Source organism: Thermostichus sp. OS-CIW-26 (assembly GCF_054058395.1).
In genome coordinates, this window is the sequence record NZ_JBSSAG010000007.1 from 20,789 (window position 1) to 37,200 (window position 16,412).

The window sequence follows — 16,412 nt, forward strand, 5'->3', positions numbered from 1 at the left end:
TGGGAATGAGTTTGCCCAGATCTGCAAGATCCCCAAATAGAGATTGTGGCGCGGGCTACGGAACCGAATTCACGAATTTGCTATACAGAATCCGGCCACACGACACAGATGGTTTTGCCATGTTGGTGACCCAGCATCCTGTCTTTCGGCGCTTTTGGTACCCGGTGATGCCCCTCAGCCTATTGGAGCAGGGATCCCCGCAACCTTTCGAGCTGCTGGGAGAGAGGATCGTCCTTTGGCTGGACAAAGCCGGACAGCCCCAGGCAGCCGCAGACCGCTGCTGTCATCGATCGGCTCAATTGTCCAAGGGAATCGTCTGTGATGGCCATATCCGCTGCCCCTACCATGGGTGGGAGTTCGATGGCACGGGAGCCTGTGTCAAGGTGCCGCAACTGCCGGATCAGGCCCGCATCCCAGAGAGCTACCGCATTCCCGCCTATCTCTGCCAGGCCCGCTATGGCTATGCTTGGGTGTGCTTGCATCCCCAGCCTCTACGGGGGATCCCGGTCATCCCAGAAGCCGAGGATCCCAGTTACCGGCTCATCCACGAGTTCTACGAACGCTGGGAATGTGCCAGCTTGCGCATCTGTGAGAACGAGTTCGATGCCGCCCACATCAGCTTTGTACACCAGAACACCTTTGGCAGTATGGAAGACTTGGTACCCAGCCACTTCGAGGTCGAGGAGCTGGACTACGGGATCCGCACCCGCACAGTGCTCGGTGTAGCCAACCCAGAGCTGCAACAAAAAAACCTGGGCATTGCCGCCGCCAAAACCGAGCGCACCACCACTTCAACCTGGCATTTGCCCTTCACCAACCACCTTCACATCCGCTACCCCAATGGCCGCAGCCATGTCATCGTCAACATCCCCACCCCCATCAACGACCGAGCCTCCCAAGTGGTGCAGTTTTGTTTGCGCAACGACACCGAAGCCGATACCCCAGCCGCCGAGGTTATCCGCTTTGACCGGGCTGTAACTTTGGAAGACAAAGCCATTTTGGAGACCACGGATCCCGACGTTCCTCTCACCCTCAGCGCCGAACAGCACATGCTCACCGATAAGCCCGGGATCCTGATGCGCAAGCAACTGGCGGCTTTGCTCAAGGCCCACAGCAGCTCCTCAAACCAGATGTTCTAGGCTGCGGGTGCCAGCGTAGCGGCTGTAGGCGTAGATCAACCCCAGGGTGAGGCCGGTGACCAAAAAGCTGAGGGCCGCCCCGAAAGGGTAGTCCAGGCTAGAGCCAAACTGCAACTGAATCACATTCCCAATCAACAGCGTTTTGCTGCCCCCCAACAGATCCGGCACTACGAACATGCCGAAAGCCGGGATCCCCACCAGAATGAGGCCCGCCGCCAACCCCGGCAAGGTCTGGGGCAGAAGCACCCACCAAAAGACCTGCCAACCCTTGGCATAGAGATCCCGTGCCGCTTCCGCCAGCCGCCAATCGATGCGCTCCACCGCCGTGTACAGGGGCAAGACCATGTAGGGCAAAAACGTGTAGACCATGCCCAGATAAACCGCCAGCCAACTGGGATACAGAGCCGTTTGCGGTGGGATCCAGCCCAGCCAGGCCGCCAAGCGAGCCGGCCACCCTTCCGGGGCCAGCACCACCATCCAGGCGTAGGTGCGGATCACCAGGTTCGTCCAAAAGGGCACCACCACCAAGGTGAGCAACAGATCCCGTTGTCGGGGTGGGTGGGCGGCAATGAAGAAAGCCAATGGGTAGGCCAGCAGCACGCAAAAAAAGGTGGTCACCCCCGCCACCAGCAGGCTGCGGCCCAAGATCTGCCAGTAGATGGGCGTCCATCCCAAGGGGCCAAAGCCGAGAATGCGCAGATAGTTCTCCAGGGTCAGGGGCAGTTGAATCTGGCCAAACTCCCCGCGGCTGAGAAAGCTGCACACCAACAGCAACAGCCCCGGCAGCACCAGAAAAAACATCACCCACAGCACCCCTGGCCCAGCAAAAATTAGGCTGCGCCCCAACTCCTGCCAAGGGGTGAGCAGCTCCCCAAATCGCACCTGGGCTTGGCCAGGGATCCACTTGCCCACAGGAGATGGCAGCTTCAACATCCAGTCTCCTCCTGACGGGGATCCGGTCGCAAACGGATTAGGCTTTTCGGGGGTAGGTGGGCCACCAGCGCTGCGCCGATCTCAAACCCTGCATCCTCAATGTCGGTGTTGAGGGCCGTGGCCTTGAGCTGCTGACCTTGGTTTGTCCGCAACAGGTATTGGTTCTCAGCCCCAGTGTAGATGAGGTTTTCCACCCGCACCGGCACCTGGTTGGGCAGCAGATCCCAGCCGCTGCGAGAGAGCTGGATCTTTTCCGGGCGAATAGCCAATTGCACCGGTTCCGAGCTGGCCGGGATCCCCAAGACCTTCAGCTTTCCCAAGGGCGTATCCACACAGTCCGTCCCACAGGCGATCCCCTCGATCAGGTTGCTGGCCCCTAAAAAGTCGGCTACGAAGGCCGTCGCCGGGCGCTCGTACACCTCATCGATAAGGCCCACTTGCTCAATGCGCCCTGCCCGCATCACCGCCACCCGGTCGCTGGTCACCAAAGCCTCTTCTTGGTCGTGGGTAACGAAAATAAAGGTCATGCCCAGGCGGCGCTGCAACTCGCACAACTGCACCTGAAGCTGCTTGCGCAACTTGGCATCCAACGCCGACAGCGGCTCATCCAACAAGAGCACTTCCGGCTCATTCACCAAAGCCCGAGCCAAGGCCACCCGCTGCTGCTGTCCTCCCGACAGCTCATGGGGCTTCCGCTTGGCCAGAGCTGCAATCTCCACCAATTCCATAGCAGCCGCTACCCGCTTGCGCAGAGCTTCTCCCCGCACACCCCGCATGCGCAGGCCGAAGGCGATGTTGTCCTCCACCGTCATAAAAGGGAAAAGGGCATAGCTCTGAAACACCGTGTTGACGTTGCGCTTGTGGGCGGGCAGGTGGCCTACCGGGCGACCTCGAATCACCACTTCCCCAGCATCGGCCATCTCCAGGCCGGCCAGGATGCGCAGCAGGGTGGTCTTGCCGCAGCCGGAAGGGCCCAGCAGGCCGAAAAACTCCCCCCGCCGAATGTTCAGCTCAATGCCATTGAGAGCCACAAAATCGCCAAAACGCTTGTAGAGGCCCGCCACTTCTACATCCCAGTCGGGATCCCGGACGGTGGAAGTACTGGAGATGACACTCGCGATCACAGTTGACAGCGCTGATAAAACCATCTAACCCAGTATGCAAGTCTCCGAGAAAATTGCAGTTATCCTCCACACCAGGGGCACAAGTTCCAGGCCAAGCCCTGCAACCGGGGATCCCTGGCCGTAGCCTTTCCAGATGGGAAACGTTGGGAACAAAGGACTCCGTCTCGCTATCGCGAACGACCCCATAATAGGGTATGCATGGGTTGCTGCCAAAACAGCTCCTGCCCCGGCCCTCAATAGGTATCAGGGATGGGATCCTCAGGCGGCGCAGGCTCTTGCATGGGCCAAACCCAATCTGTGAGGTCTTGGGAAGGGATCCCTTCCGGTAGCAGCCCATGGCAGCGGGAGCGAAACAGACAACTGTTGCAGCGCTCAGTGTGGGGGGTCATGGGGAAGTCTTGCGCCTCCAGTTGCCGCAGACGCTCTAGAGTGGCTTTTAGGTGGGCCAGATCCTGCTCGTAGGCGGCGGCGCTGTAATACCGGTGGAAGGGCTGCTGCGGATGTTGCACATACCAAAAGGTCAGTTGCACCTGGTCCGGCTCAAAAGGGCCTTCCAGGGGCAGCTGCTGGGCCACCTCGCAGAGCAGCAGAGGGTAAAGGCGCACCTGCCAGTCTTGGGCCAACTGTTCATCGCGAGGACGTTGACGCTCAGTTTTCCAGTCCAGGATGTGCAGGGATCCGGGGACAATCACCAGCCGATCCAAACGGGCTATCAGCTTAAAGCCCTCAATCCGTTGCCACAGGGGCAACTCCGCCAACACCCGTCCCTGGGGATGGGCATGGGAGCTGGCCAAGAACACCTGCCACCACTGCTGCACCCCTTCATCCAGGGCAGACAAACGCGGCTCCACCTGCCGCCCGCGGCTGTGCCACTCCACCAAACGGTGAAACTGCCGTCCGCGCCTCTGCTCCAGTTCGTGCTCAAAAACACTGGCAGCGGGCCAGATCAACCGCTCCAGGTACACATAGCGAAACAGGCGGGGGCAATGGTCCAGCAGGGCCAGCGAAGAGGCGGAGAGGTTGACCTGCTCAAGACTCAACCTCTCCAGAGAAGGGGCAGAGCCTGGTCGCGAAGCAGGCGTAGCCTCAAAGGGGGCAATCGGGATCCCAGACATGGGCAAGTTCTGGCGAGGGTGGGATAGTTCAACTGTTCGCGCTAGCAGGACGGAGTCCTTTCCGCCAACCCCATCCGCTTTTCCGACATAGAGCCTGGCCCGGAAGGGAGCTGGATTGCCGTTGGCCCTTAGAAGACAGAATCCCTGCCTGGACAGCCAGACCCGGAACCGCCTGTGGTTGGGCTAGGTTCCCACCGGACTTGCCCAGACCCAGATGGCGACCATCCCATCCCAGAGCAACAGAAGCAGAGCAAAACATCCTAGGAGCCCGTACATCCAAGGCTGAACGTAGGGGCGCAGCCCGCCAATCTCCAGTTGAGCGTGCCGTCGAATCTCAGCCAACAGCTGCTTGAACCTGGTCACCCGCATCGGCAAAAGTACGCGATCCCCCCCTCGGCTGACCAAGTAATACACCATACCACCCTGGCTGGTGGAGCGGGGCTCAATGCGCTCGATATCGGCCCACCGGATCTGCCACTCCTGCCGCACAAAAGGCGGCACCCAACTGGGGTAGGTGGCCTGCATGCCCTCTTCGTCCAACTGAATCTGCTGGCTCAGGGATCCCAGGACTACCCCCCATCCCAGCAGCAGAGCAATCCAAAGGGATCCCAGCTCAAGAGGTGTTGCCTGTTGCCGGGCCAGCAGGATGGGTAGGGGCAGAACCAGTCCCCAGTACAGAGCCTGCACAGCGCAGCGAATTAAGGGAGAGATGGGGAAGGTCATCGTCGGCAAGATGAGGCTGGCTTTATCAAACTTAAGATAGCGCTAGATAGCGCTTAAAAAGGCACCTCCTCCTCCAAGGACTCCGTCCCGCTGAGGCGAACGGCAAGCTGAGAAGACTGCTCACGCCGGTAGGACGGATTCCTTACTGCATTGGGAAAGTCTACGGGATGAGGACTCCGCCCCGCTGACGCGGACGGCTCTGCTCCTGTTGGCGAGCCGTAGGTCTCACCGGAGAGCAGGTCAGGGGATCCCTCGGCTTCTATAGCCTCTATTGAGGAGAGCTGATACATTTACGCTGAACACTGCTGAACATCACTGTTCAACTATGCAGCGATAGCATTCTGTTTGTTTCCAACCAGAATGGCGGTATCCCGCAAAGCTTTGAGTAGAATACCCAAAGCGCAGTTTCCGTGTCGTCTTACTACCAATTTTCTGCTTTGCTTTGGCTACCATGTTGGCAGACTCGAAAGTAAACAGAAAGATCAACTGGTAGTAATCCGTACTGAACATATTATACATTATTTTCAGTATAGTTGAGCTTATTATTGACTAGAGTCATGCTCTTCCGTGGATCCCGTCACGTCAGACTCCAACACCCCTTCCAAATCCACCAAGCTGCCGTTGAAGTGGTCGGCAAAACGGCGGGCAATCTCCGCCAGCTCCTGGGTTAGCTCGAAGGACTGCCCACCGTGCAGGGTGTCGCGGCGCTCTGCACGACTTGGAGAATCGGTCGCGACAGCGGTGCGGAGCACTTTGTTCGCACCGGCGGGAGAAAGTCCTTGGGTTGCCAAGCCGGCCACCTTGGGGCCACCCATAGGATTGTCCCGCTCAGGCTCTGGCGAAGGTGGGCTGGAGTCAGAAGGGGAATGTTGCTGTCGCCGGGCAAGGCCGTGGCTCTGCGGTTCTGCTCTGGGCTCCCCCAAGGAAGCACGACTGTTGGTGTTGTCGCTCTGCAACCCCGGCGTGGCCACAGGATCTGGGGGGGCGGGGGGCAGGTCTTTTTCTCGGCTGGGCAATGCCGAGGACTCCGTCCCACTGACGCGAATGGAAACATCCGGCCCCCGCTGCACAATCAAGTTGAGCTGCACAGGACGCTGGAGCAGGTTGTGGAGCACCGACCGCAGTTCGGCTTCTTTGCTGCGCACTTTTTCCACCAAACCCTTGCTGGGAAAGGCGAGGGTAATTGCCTCAGGAGTCTCTTGGTACAGGTGGCCGGATCCCATCAGAGCCTTAGTGAGGGGAGAGAGGCGCTTGAGGAACTCGTCCCAGTGGGGGCGCAGCAGCTTGACTGTGGCGGCGTCCCTTGCCGGTTCTCTGGGCTGCTCCGAGGACTCCGTCCGAGTAGCGCGATCTGCCTTCTGGCTCGACGCAACAGCAGGGGAGGCTGAAGGCCCAACAGTTAATTCATCTATCTCACCAACAGTTGATGGGCTTGATGGGCTGATGGTCGCAGCAGGGGCCGGAGGGGCTGTCCCGTCCGGGGGAGTCATCTGGGGTGCAGGAGATAGGTCAAGGGCTGGGGAAGGACTCTGTCCTGCTGACGCGAACGGTTCTTTATCCTCGGCCACCATGCTTGGGCGCAGCTGGCCCAGCAGATCCACTAGGGCAATTTCCAACCACAGTTGGGGCTGTCCGCTTTGACGAATTTGCGGCTCACACTGGCGCAGATGGCTCTGGGCTGCCAGCAGTATCTCCACCGAGTAGCGAGGGGCCCGTTGCTGCAGGGCTGCCCAGGTGGAGTCCGTTACAGCCACCAACTCCCGTTGCCGGGGGGCTGTCTTGACCAGCAGCAGATCCCGGTAAAGGGCCACCAAGTTCTGCAACAGGGCTAAGGGCTCTTTGCCCCGCTCCAACAATTGCCGAGTTTGGCTGAGCACCGCCTGCACATCCTGAGCCAGCAGCGCATCCATCAGAGCCAAAAGCTGCTGTTCCGGGATCCCGCCCACCAAGTCCCAAACGGCTTCAGGGGTGATGGATCCTTCCAAGAGGCTGAGCTGGTCCAGCAGGCGTTCGGCGTCCCTCAGGCCCCCTTGGGAAAGTTGGGCCACCAGTTGCAGCGCCTCCGGCGTGATAGGGATCCCTTCTTGGGCGGCGATCTTGCCCAGGTGGGCCACCATGTCGTCGAGGGGGATGCGGCGGAAGTCAAACCGCTGACAGCGGGAAACAATGGTGGGCAAAACCCGCTGCGGGTCAGTGGTGGCCAGGACAAATACCACGCGGGGGGGCGGCTCTTCAAGAGTTTTCAGCAAGGCGTTGAAGGCCGCATTGCTGAGCATGTGGCACTCGTCGATGACATAGACTTTGTAGCGGCTGTTCACCGGGGCAAACTGGGCCCGCTCGATCAGCTCGCGGATGTTGTCTACGCCGGTGTTGCTGGCCGCGTCAATCTCGAGAACATCCAGGGAGGCTCCCGCAGTGATGGCGCGGCATTGGCTGCACGCCTGGCAGGGATCCGGCGTCGGCCCCTGTTCACAATTCAAAGACTTGGCCAAGATGCGGGCGCTGGAGGTTTTTCCCGTGCCCCGCGGCCCGCAGAACAAATAGGCAGGCGCCACCCGCCCCAGCCGGATGGCATTGGCCAGCGTTTGCACCACCGCTCCTTGGCCGACCACATCGGCAAAGCGCTGCGGGCGGTATTTTAAATGCAGGGGTTCATAGTTGCCAGCGGTGGCCATTTCCGGGATCTCCAAGCAAGCAGCGCCCCAACCGGAACCGCGCAAGAGCTCTGCTCTGCTGACGCGATCCCACCGGGGCTCCCCTATTCTGGCTTCTCGATGGCGGGATCCCTCCTTGCCCATCAAGAGCAGGGCTGGACACCAGGGGGGGAGACCGGCAGAGCTTTTGTGCTCCGCTCCGCTGAGGATTTGGGATCCCGGCGACGCAGAGAGGGAAGCTGGGGCAGTTGCACTCTCCAGCCGGGCGAGTCAAGCTGATCCATGTGCTGCACGCGGTAGCTGAGCTGATACACCTCCTTCCTGAGCTGGCGATTCTCTGCCTGGATGGCGGCGATGCGCTGGCGGATGGGCTGAAGGCGGGCCTGCAGCTTGCGCCGGTAGAGCTCCGGCAACTCCTGGATCATCTGCTCCAGCAACTGCTTCTCTTGGTAAAGCTGCTCGATCTCCGCCTCATAGCTGCGAATTTGCCGGTGTTGCTTTTCTTGGCGCAGCTCCAGAAGGTCTATCTGGCCCTGCAAGATGCGATTGCGCTCTCGCAAAAGCTGGATTTCCCGCTCCCGCGCGGCCAGAGCTTGAGCAAACTCCGTCTCGCCAACGCAGCCTGCTTCCTGCATCGTTTCTCCCTCAACCCACCCGTACATGGCTACCCTCCGTCCCACCGGGGCGTAGGGGATCCCCTATCCGTCACTGTATCCGGCCTGCCGAGGTGAGGCAAATGGCCTCTGGCCCGCCGACGCCAAAGCTTGCTTCACCTGGGCTTCCAGCTCAGCCAGGGATCCGGAGTTGTCCAGCACCACGTCTGCACGGCGCACTTTTTCCGCCAAAGGCCACTGGCTGGCAATGCGAGCTTCGATTTCTTCCGGCGTCAGGGGATCCCGGCGGGCAAGGCGTTGCCGCTGCTGCTCTGGGGTGCAAGTCACCACCCAAATCTCGCTGGCCCAATTTTCCATGTGGGCTTCAAACAGCAACGGGATCATCAGACAAACGGTTTGGGATCCCTGGGCAGAGGAAAACCCTGGCCCGCTGTTCTTTTGGGAACCAGGCCCTTCCTCAAGCAACACGCCATGCGCCTCAGAGCTCTGCTCCGCTAACCCGAACAGAAAATCTTGCAGTTGAGCTCTAACGAAAGGGTGGATTTGGGCCTCTAGCCAAGCCCGCTCAGCGGCATCTGCAAACACGATCTGGCCCAACCGCCGGCGATCCAGATCCCCGGAGGGTGTTTGGATGGCCTTTCCATAGCGTTCCAGTACCCGCTCGCGAATGGGGGATCCCAATGCCAAAGCCTGGCGGGCCATTTGATCGGCATCGGCCACCGGGATCCCGTGCTGCTCCAAGATGCGGGCGACCGTGGATTTGCCCGTGCCCACTCCGCCTGTCAGGCCGATGATTCGCATAGCTGTCGTGGTTACGGTTTAGCTTGCTGGGGTAGAGGGGCGCTGCCAGGGTAAAGCCAGTTGAAGGTTTTTCTTCAAGGGGAGGCCGTTTTTGCAGCCAGCGGAGAAGAACGGTGCTCTGCCGCAGCCGGCAAAGGAGAGCTGGGCGGCAGCAGGCTATACTCAAAGCCCTCCACCAAAGCCCGACAGGAGGCCTCGATGATGTTGGTGGAAACCCCCACCGTTGTCCAACGGCGGTGACCGTCGCTAAACTCCACCAGCACGCGCGTTTTGGCCGAGGTGCCGGCTCGCCCATCCAAAATGCGCACCTTGTAATCAGACAGGTGAATCGCCTCCAGTTGGGGATAGAACTCCAGCAGCGCTTTGCGTAGCGCCCCATCCAGAGCAGCCACCGGCCCATTGCCTTCCGCCGCCGTCACCCGAGTCTGCCCCTGCACCGCGATTTTCACCGCTGCCAACGATTGCACATCCGTTGCCTCGCCACTGGGATCCCGGTCTTTGCTGTTCCAATCGGAGCGGGTGGTGGTCGTCACGTTGAAGCTGAGCACTTCAAACGGATGCGAGCGCTGACCCAACAACCCCCTCACCAACAGCTCAAAGCTGGCCTCAGCCGCCTCAAACTGGTAGCCCTGCAGCTCCAGGGTTTTCAGCCGCTCCAAAATCAAGCGCACCTGCGGATCCGACTTCTCCAGCCGGATCCCGAATCCGGCCATTTTGTGGAGAATGTTGCTCAGCCCCGCCTGTTCCGAGACCACAATGCGGCGACAGTTGCCCACTTGCTCCGGGGCGATGTGCTCGTAGGTGAGGGGGTTTTTCTGAACGGCGCTGACGTGGATCCCGCCCTTGTGGGCAAAGGCCGATAGGCCCACAAACGGAGCATGGTCATCCGGGGCCAAATTGACCACCTCGCTGATGGAGCGGGAGATCTCCGTCAGGTGTTGCAGCTTCTCTTGCGGCAGACAGCGATAGCCCAGCTTCAGTTGCAAGTTGGGAATGACGCTGCACAGGTCGGCATTGCCGCAGCGTTCCCCATAGCCGTTGATGGTGCCCTGCACCATGCGCGCCCCTGCCTGCACCGCCGCCAGGGCGTTGGCCACAGCGGTGCCGGAGTCGTTGTGGGTGTGAATGCCCAGAGGCAAATGCCGCAGGTGATGGGATTCTGCCAAGACAGCTGCCGTGATCGCCGCAATCTCGTGGGGCAGGGATCCGCCGTTGGTATCGCAGAGAACCAGCCACTCCGCCCCTGCCTCGGCAGCCGCCACCAGGGTTTGCAGGGCATAGTCGGGGTTGTGGCGATAGGCGTCGAACCAGTGCTCGGCATCGTAGATGACCCGCCGCCCCTGGGATCGCAGATAGGCAATGGTGTCGCGGATCATGGCCAGGTTTTCCTGCAGCGTGGTGCCCAGGCCCTCGGTGACGTGGAGATCCCAAGACTTGCCGAAGACGGTTATATAGCGGGTGCCCGCCGCCAAAATGGCCTGCAGCATGGGATCGTCTGCCGCCCGCCGCCCCGGCTTGCGGGTAGAACAAAAAGCCACCAGCTCGGCTTGCTCTAGGGGCTCTTCCCGCATCTGCCAGAAAAACTGCACATCCTTGGGATTGGCTCCTGGCCAGCCCCCTTCAATAAACGGGATCCCCAGCCGATCCAGCAGCTTGGCAATCTGTAACTTGTCTTGCACCGACAGCGATAGACCCTCTCGCTGGGCCCCATCCCGCAGTGTGGTGTCGTAGAGAGTGATGGTGGCTGAGCAACCCAGATCAATCTTCATATCGCATCAGTTTCTTGTAAAAGGCGGTGGAGAAATCCGGCTGTTGTCCGCGCTGCACCAAAGAGACGACATCAATCAGATAATCCACAAACTCGTAGTTGGCGATGGAGAGCTGATAGGTGAGATCTGCATCCTGAGCAAAGATGACCTGAACCACCGTCAGATCCGAAGGCAACGGGGACGTATGCCAACTGGCCAAGAAGCGGACAGGCTCTTCCCCCTCGATGGCCCTCTGCCCTTCCAGGCTGGCTTTTTTGTAGAGGCCCACCGCGAGGGCTAGGTACTGTCGGCGGGCAACGGCGTAATAGGGCTGATAAACGGCCACTTCTGGCGGGCTAGCGGGTTCAAGTTGCAAAGCCATGGTGCGCTAGGAGAGGGGTACCGCTTTTTCTAAGTTTCATGAAGTTCTGCAAGATAGGTGGGATCCCTATAACCAAGTAGATATCTCTGCATTGGCTGTAGCAAGTGTTGCCGGAAAAAGCTGTGAGGTCAATTGCGGCAGAGAACCCAGAAAAAATTATAAGGGGCCACTGCAACCCATTTCATTCAGCGTATCGCGAAGCGGTGCGGTTCCCGGTAGGGTGCCGGAGGCATAGCACCATCGCGACAGCAGGTCAGCGGACTACGGATAGATTGCCCAATTGTCTACTTTTCCTTGAGGGATCCCGCATCCCAAGCTGGAGGGAAGCGTTGGAAAGTCGGGGATCTCTGGGAAAGAATAGAAAAGGAGGGATCCCTGCCCCTGCTCGCAACCGGCTCTTCTCCTGCCGGCGGTGGCGAGACGGTGCCCTTGCTTGGTTCTCCAAACGTTTGGCATCTCCTGGCTTCATGAACACAGCCCAAGGCCCAACCGCCTCTCGTCTCGACCCTCTCCCCCCCGGAGAGGGAGGAACAACGGCCAACCCCCTGCTGGAGTGGGATCCCGTCCTGCAGCGCAAGTTCCAGCAGCTTGTCCAGATCTTCGCCGAGATGGAGCAGGTCTTGGTGGCCTACTCTGGGGGGGTTGATAGCAGCCTGGTGGCCAAGTTGGCCTGCGATCAGCTGGGGGAGCGGGCCCTGGCTGTCACCGCTGCTTCTCCTTCGCTGCTGCCGGAAGATTTGGAGGAGGCAATTCAGCAGGCTCGGCAAATCGGGATCCGCCATCAGATCGTCGAAACCCACGAGCTGGAGGATCCGAGCTACGCTGCCAACCCTGTTAACCGGTGTTACTTCTGCAAAAGCCACTTGCACGATACCTTGCGCCTGTTGGCCCAAGCCCAGGGATATAACCATGTGGTGGATGGCCTCAATGCCGACGATCTTGCCGATTACCGACCGGGGACACAGGCAGCTCGGGAGCGCGGCGTGCGTTCCCCTTTGGCGGAGGTGGGGATGAGCAAGCTGGAGGTGCGGCAATTGTCTCGCCACCTGGGGCTGTCTTGGTGGGATAAACCGGCCCAACCCTGCCTCAGCTCTCGCTTTCCCTACGGGGAGGCAATCACCCCTGAGAAGCTGCGTCGGGTGGGAGCGGCGGAGCGCTACTTGCGCAGCTTGGGTTGGCGGCAGGTCAGGGTGCGCTCGGAGAAGGACACCGCCCGCATCGAACTTCCTCCGGATCAGATCGTGGAGTTTGTGCAGAAAACCAATCTGGAAGCGCTGGTCAAGGCCCTGCAATCCTTCGGCTATCTCTATGTCAGTCTCGATTTGGAGGGCTACCGCAGCGGCAAGCTCAACCGAGTCCTCAACCTTTCCCAGTTGGCCACAAGCTAGCGGGCTGGGGAAGCCGTAGGGGATCTGTGTTGAAGTTTTGCGCCGGGTGATTATGAGAGGGTTGCGGTTGCTCTGGCTCTGCTTGGGGGTGCTGGGGTTGGCAGTTGCCGGCCCTGCTGCGGCTCAGGTGGAACCACAGAAGAAGGGGGGCGCTCAGCCCATGGATACGACTGACCTCAGCGCCGTTGCCGACCGAACGTTACGGCTGCGTTCTGACCGGCAAACCTTCGATCAACGGGCGGAAGTCTTCCAAGCAGAAGGCAATGTGGAGATGCGGCTGGGCCGCTCTGTGTTGCGGGCGGATCGCCTGCGCATTGAACTGCGACAGCGGCGGGCTGTGGCCGAGGGCAATGTCTCTATTCAACTGGATCGGCAGCGCATTCAGGGATCCCGGCTGGAGTACGACTTTGAGCAAGAGCGGGGATTTTTGGAAGAGGCCTTCGGGCAGGTGGATATTGGCCAGTTGCAGGCCAGTGGATCCCCGGCAGCCGCCCTCTCTCCGCAGCGGCTGGTGCGCTTTCGTGCCGTTCGCATCCGCTTCGATGCCACCACCTGGGAAGGAGAACAGGTGCGGCTGACCAACGACCCGCTGGATCCGCCGGAGTTGGAGATTCGTAGCCCACGGGTGACCTCCACCCTGCAAGCCGATGGCTCCAGCCTTTTGATTGCCGAGGCCGGCCAACTGGCCTTCGACCAGGTCTTGTTTCTGCCTCTGCCCATTCGGTTGCGCTTCGACTCATTAAACCGTCAGCCTCCGGTCAGCATCTTCTACGATGATTTCGACAGGGAAGAATTGCGGCGCGGCTTGATCCTCCAGTCCAACATTGAGCTGCTGCGGGATCCCAACGTGAGCTTGGTGCTCTCCCCGCAACTGTATCCACAACGTCTTTGGGGCAGTGAGCAGGGCCTTTTGGATGGGATCGGGCTGCGGGCCGATTTTCGTTGGCGGCAACCGGAAGCCAACGCTCAAACCTCGCTGTTTGCCGAGCTGCGGGGGATCGTCTTCCAGGAGTTTGCTCAGCGCTTGCGAGCCCAGGTCGAACACCGCATCACCACCGGCGATGGCGGAGAAGTCGCCTACACCTACGCCTATCGGGAACGCTTCTTCAGCGGTCGCCTGGGGTTTCAAATTGTGGAAAACCGCCTCGGTGCCAGCTACCGCTCACCCACCCTGCGCCTGGGCAATACCGGCTTGGATCTCAGCTACCGCATAGCCGTCGACTACATTGATGCCTTGGGGCAGCCGGATGAAATCGACACGGATCCGGAGTTGGCCTTAGCCAACACCACCGACCGCATTCAGCTCTCCCGCCTGCAACTGGGGGCAACCTTGAATCGCTCCTTTCCCCTCTGGAGCCCTCCCAAGACGGCGGCGGATCCCCCACCCCGCTTTTCCGCTCTGCCCATCGAGCAAGGGATCTGGCTCAGCACCGGTGTGAGCAGCAGCCAGTCTTTTTACTCCAATGGCCGAGCCCAGAGCTATACTGCCGGCAGTATTGGCATTGATGCGGTGATTGGGGCTTTTGTGGCCGATACCTTCGACTACACCAACCTGAGGGTGACCTACTCCAACGGTTTTTTGGCCGGAGCCTCGCCATTTTTGTTTGACCGCATCACCACGCGGGAACAGCTCGTCCTGGGCTTTTTGCAACAACTGTACGGCCCGCTGCGGGTAGGGGCAGAGACAACGGTAGATTTGCAGTCGGGCCAGCAGGTGGATGTCGTCTATCGCCTGGGCTACGACCGCCGCACCTATGGCTTTAGCCTGCAGTACAATCCGGTGCGCCAGTCGGGGGCTCTGGAGCTGCGGGTGGAGGGTCTGAACTGGGATCCCGGCCAATCCTCGCCGCAGCCGACGACGGGATCGAGGATCCAAGAGCCCTGATCCCCAAACTCCAAGGGAACGGAAAAATGTAATCCTGACTACTACTCTGTGGAGATTTTCTATGAGAAATTACCCCAACTTGGGGAGAAATCCTACCTCAAATCTGCCTTGAATTGCAGAACCCTTCTGGACATCGAAACGGTAAGGTAAGATACAGAAGTTACAGTCATTTTAAACAGGAATGAGACCTTTCCGTGGCATTGCTTCCTAACTCTCCTCTCCCAAAGGAGAGGGGCTGGGGGTGAAGGATGACTCCCTCTGTAAGCGGCGCGGAACGCTTGGGAAGTGTTTCAATCTAGTTTGGAGTGACTATGAATGACTATGTTTTTCCAGGATTGATTCCTGCCAGTTGGGATCGCCGTATCCCAGACTACTGCAGTGATCCCCAGACGGTGTTAGGGTAGATGGTAGGCTGAGCAACGTGGGCTGGTGATCTGAACAATGCAAACACTCGATGCAATCCCCGATAAAAAACGAGCAGAGCGAATAACCTGTAGCTACATCAATGCGACCAGCTCCATTCAGGTGGTTCGCATCACGAATATCGAAAACTGGTACTTTGAGCGGGTGGTCTTTCCAGGCCAGCGGCTGCTCTTTGAAGCGGTGCCTGGAGCCAAGCTAGAGATTCACACGGGTATGATGGCCAGCTCCATTCTGGCAGACACCATCCCCTGTGAAAAGCTGCGCGTTCGAGAAACGGAGCCGGTGACTGCGGGCGCCTAGATCTCCAGAGGCCAGGGGTGCGGACTAGGTTTCGCGGCCTTGCTGCTTTCTCTCTTCTCTTTCCGAACTGGGGGAAGGCTGAGGTGAGGGGCTGGCGGAGCGGCGCGGCTTGGGAGGTAGGGGGATCTCCAGGAAACGGGCGCTCAATCTCACCAGGCTGGTCTCTTGGGGCGGCCAAGGGATCCCCAACCAACGGGCCGTGAGCTCCAGCAAGCTGGGGGGTGGTGTCGGCGTAGGAGTTGGCGTGGGTGGTGGGGTGGGATAGAGATCCAGGCGCGGTGGCCGTGGGGTGCTGACCCGAAAAGCATCGGGGGGCGGTTGGGTCAGGGGTACATTCGGATCCCCGCATCCCAGCAAGCCCAGTCCGCCGGCAAGCAACAGGCCGTACAATTTTCGAGTGCCTCTACTGCCCATGAGTACGCTGCTGGACACCTCCAACAGGGTATCATCGGGATCCCAAGGCTCTGAGCTGGGCTTGCAAATCTTCCTCCAGCACAGATAGCTGGCGAGCCAAGGTCACGTAGCGGTTGGCGGTCAGGTTTTTGGCGGTAAACTGCTCCAGCAGTTGCTGATCCCGGGCAACCATTTGGTTGAGATACTGAGCCACAGAGGCTTGTGGATCCTCGATCAAAGCTCGGCACACCTGTAGGGCCATCACCAGTTGGGCCCGCACCTGCAAAAACAGCGACTGGATGTACTTTTGCTCAGCCTCACTGAGTTGCCGAAAATCCCGCCAATGCTGCCCCCCCTGCAGGGATTGTTGGAGCTCGTTGACCCAGTGGTTGTAGTCTTTTACCTTGCGGGCCAGATCGGTGGCAAACTTCATCATCTCAGGGGTGCTGTTGAGCAGGTGGGCCTCCTGCCAACGCTGGCGGATGCGATGCAGGCTTTTTCCCAAGCGCAAGTTGGCTCTCAGGATCCCCAACAGGAGCAGCAGTAGGATCCCGGTAGCTGCGGCATAGGGCACCCAAGAGCCGGGATCCCGCATCCCCAAGAAGATGACCAAGGCTATTGCTATCAAACCAAAGGCCAGCATGCCCCAGGAGCGTAGCCGCTGTTGCTGCAGACGCAGGTACTCCGCCCGCAAATCAAAGGCCTCGCAGCAAGCGTCCAGATCGGCGGCCATGAGCTGGCGAAACTCGTCCACAGAGATCGGTTCCACACTAATCATCGAGGGCACCCT

General features: G+C 59.8%; 16 protein-coding genes. 4 read left to right on the top strand and 12 right to left on the bottom strand.

The genetic code is table 11. From position 1 onward, the window contains the following. The first annotated feature begins 119 nt into the window (after nucleotides 1-119). Entirely contained in the window at nucleotides 120-1,139 is a 1,020-nt protein-coding gene (locus ACVW0C_RS04800; protein ID WP_457384501.1) for an aromatic ring-hydroxylating dioxygenase subunit alpha, read from the top strand. Here the strand turns inward: ACVW0C_RS04800 and ACVW0C_RS04805 are convergent. The 10 genes from ACVW0C_RS04805 to ebsA form a co-directional block, all read right to left on the bottom strand. Continuing rightward, entirely contained in the window at nucleotides 1,122-2,072 is a 951-nt protein-coding gene (locus ACVW0C_RS04805; RefSeq protein ID WP_414382846.1) for an ABC transporter permease, read from the bottom strand. The two genes, ACVW0C_RS04800 and ACVW0C_RS04805, sit on opposite strands and share 18 nt — an antisense overlap. Next, nucleotides 2,066-3,205 (bottom strand): ABC transporter ATP-binding protein, encoded by a 1,140-nt coding sequence (locus ACVW0C_RS04810; protein ID WP_148202818.1) that lies wholly within the window; start codon nucleotides 3,203-3,205, stop codon nucleotides 2,066-2,068. Before ACVW0C_RS04810 ends, ACVW0C_RS04805 begins: the two co-directional genes overlap by 7 nt. A 224-nt stretch (nucleotides 3,206-3,429) precedes the next feature. Further along, the gene (locus tag ACVW0C_RS04815; protein WP_457384502.1) at nucleotides 3,430-4,311 is read right to left on the bottom strand and encodes a PD-(D/E)XK nuclease family protein; all 882 of its coding nucleotides are present in this window, start codon (nucleotides 4,309-4,311) and stop codon (nucleotides 3,430-3,432) included. Between the two features lie 183 nt (nucleotides 4,312-4,494). Then, nucleotides 4,495-5,034 carry a hypothetical protein gene (locus tag ACVW0C_RS04820; RefSeq protein WP_414331790.1) on the bottom strand — a complete coding sequence of 180 codons (540 nt, stop codon included), beginning with the start codon at nucleotides 5,032-5,034 and terminating at the stop codon, nucleotides 4,495-4,497. A 53-nt stretch (nucleotides 5,035-5,087) separates the two neighbouring features. After that, on the bottom strand, nucleotides 5,088-5,324 hold the full coding sequence (locus ACVW0C_RS04825; protein WP_414351743.1) for a hypothetical protein: 237 nt from the start codon (nucleotides 5,322-5,324) through the stop codon (nucleotides 5,088-5,090). 252 nt (nucleotides 5,325-5,576) lie between these two features. Then, on the bottom strand, nucleotides 5,577-7,709 hold the full coding sequence (locus ACVW0C_RS04830) for a DNA polymerase III subunit gamma/tau (RefSeq protein ID WP_457384543.1): 2,133 nt from the start codon (nucleotides 7,707-7,709) through the stop codon (nucleotides 5,577-5,579). 122 nt (nucleotides 7,710-7,831) lie between these two features. Continuing rightward, nucleotides 7,832-8,350, bottom strand: coding sequence for a hypothetical protein (locus ACVW0C_RS04835; RefSeq protein ID WP_457384503.1), 519 nt, complete (start codon nucleotides 8,348-8,350; stop codon nucleotides 7,832-7,834). A gap of 36 nt (nucleotides 8,351-8,386) precedes the next feature. Beyond that, the gene (coaE, locus tag ACVW0C_RS04840; RefSeq protein WP_457384504.1) at nucleotides 8,387-9,103 is read right to left on the bottom strand and encodes a dephospho-CoA kinase; all 717 of its coding nucleotides are present in this window, start codon (nucleotides 9,101-9,103) and stop codon (nucleotides 8,387-8,389) included. Nucleotides 9,104-9,177: 74 nt separating this feature from the next. Further along, on the bottom strand, nucleotides 9,178-10,872 hold the full coding sequence (gene cimA, locus ACVW0C_RS04845; protein WP_457384505.1) for a citramalate synthase: 1,695 nt from the start codon (nucleotides 10,870-10,872) through the stop codon (nucleotides 9,178-9,180). Continuing rightward, the gene (gene ebsA, locus ACVW0C_RS04850; RefSeq protein WP_414343182.1) at nucleotides 10,862-11,233 is read right to left on the bottom strand and encodes a type IV pilus biogenesis protein EbsA; all 372 of its coding nucleotides are present in this window, start codon (nucleotides 11,231-11,233) and stop codon (nucleotides 10,862-10,864) included. The genes cimA and ebsA overlap by 11 nt, the downstream gene beginning before the upstream one ends. Before the next feature lie 467 nt (nucleotides 11,234-11,700). On the opposite strand from ebsA, the gene larE reads away from it, so the two are divergent. From larE to ACVW0C_RS04865, 3 genes are all read left to right on the top strand, one after another. Next, on the top strand, nucleotides 11,701-12,621 hold the full coding sequence (gene larE / locus ACVW0C_RS04855; RefSeq protein WP_457384506.1) for an ATP-dependent sacrificial sulfur transferase LarE: 921 nt from the start codon (nucleotides 11,701-11,703) through the stop codon (nucleotides 12,619-12,621). 52 nt (nucleotides 12,622-12,673) lie between these two features. Beyond that, nucleotides 12,674-14,506: a DUF3769 domain-containing protein gene (locus tag ACVW0C_RS04860; protein WP_457384507.1), complete on the top strand. Its 1,833-nt coding sequence runs from the start codon at nucleotides 12,674-12,676 to the stop codon at nucleotides 14,504-14,506. A gap of 441 nt (nucleotides 14,507-14,947) precedes the next feature. Beyond that, nucleotides 14,948-15,229 (top strand): DUF1830 domain-containing protein, encoded by a 282-nt coding sequence (locus ACVW0C_RS04865; protein ID WP_414331305.1) that lies wholly within the window; start codon nucleotides 14,948-14,950, stop codon nucleotides 15,227-15,229. Between the two features lie 24 nt (nucleotides 15,230-15,253). On the opposite strand, the gene ACVW0C_RS04870 is transcribed toward ACVW0C_RS04865, so the two are convergent. Further along, nucleotides 15,254-15,643: a hypothetical protein gene (locus ACVW0C_RS04870; RefSeq protein ID WP_414357066.1), complete on the bottom strand. Its 390-nt coding sequence runs from the start codon at nucleotides 15,641-15,643 to the stop codon at nucleotides 15,254-15,256. A gap of 31 nt (nucleotides 15,644-15,674) precedes the next feature. Beyond that, nucleotides 15,675-16,400 (bottom strand): hypothetical protein, encoded by a 726-nt coding sequence (locus tag ACVW0C_RS04875; RefSeq protein WP_457384508.1) that lies wholly within the window; start codon nucleotides 16,398-16,400, stop codon nucleotides 15,675-15,677. Nucleotides 16,401-16,412: the final 12 nt, after the last annotated feature.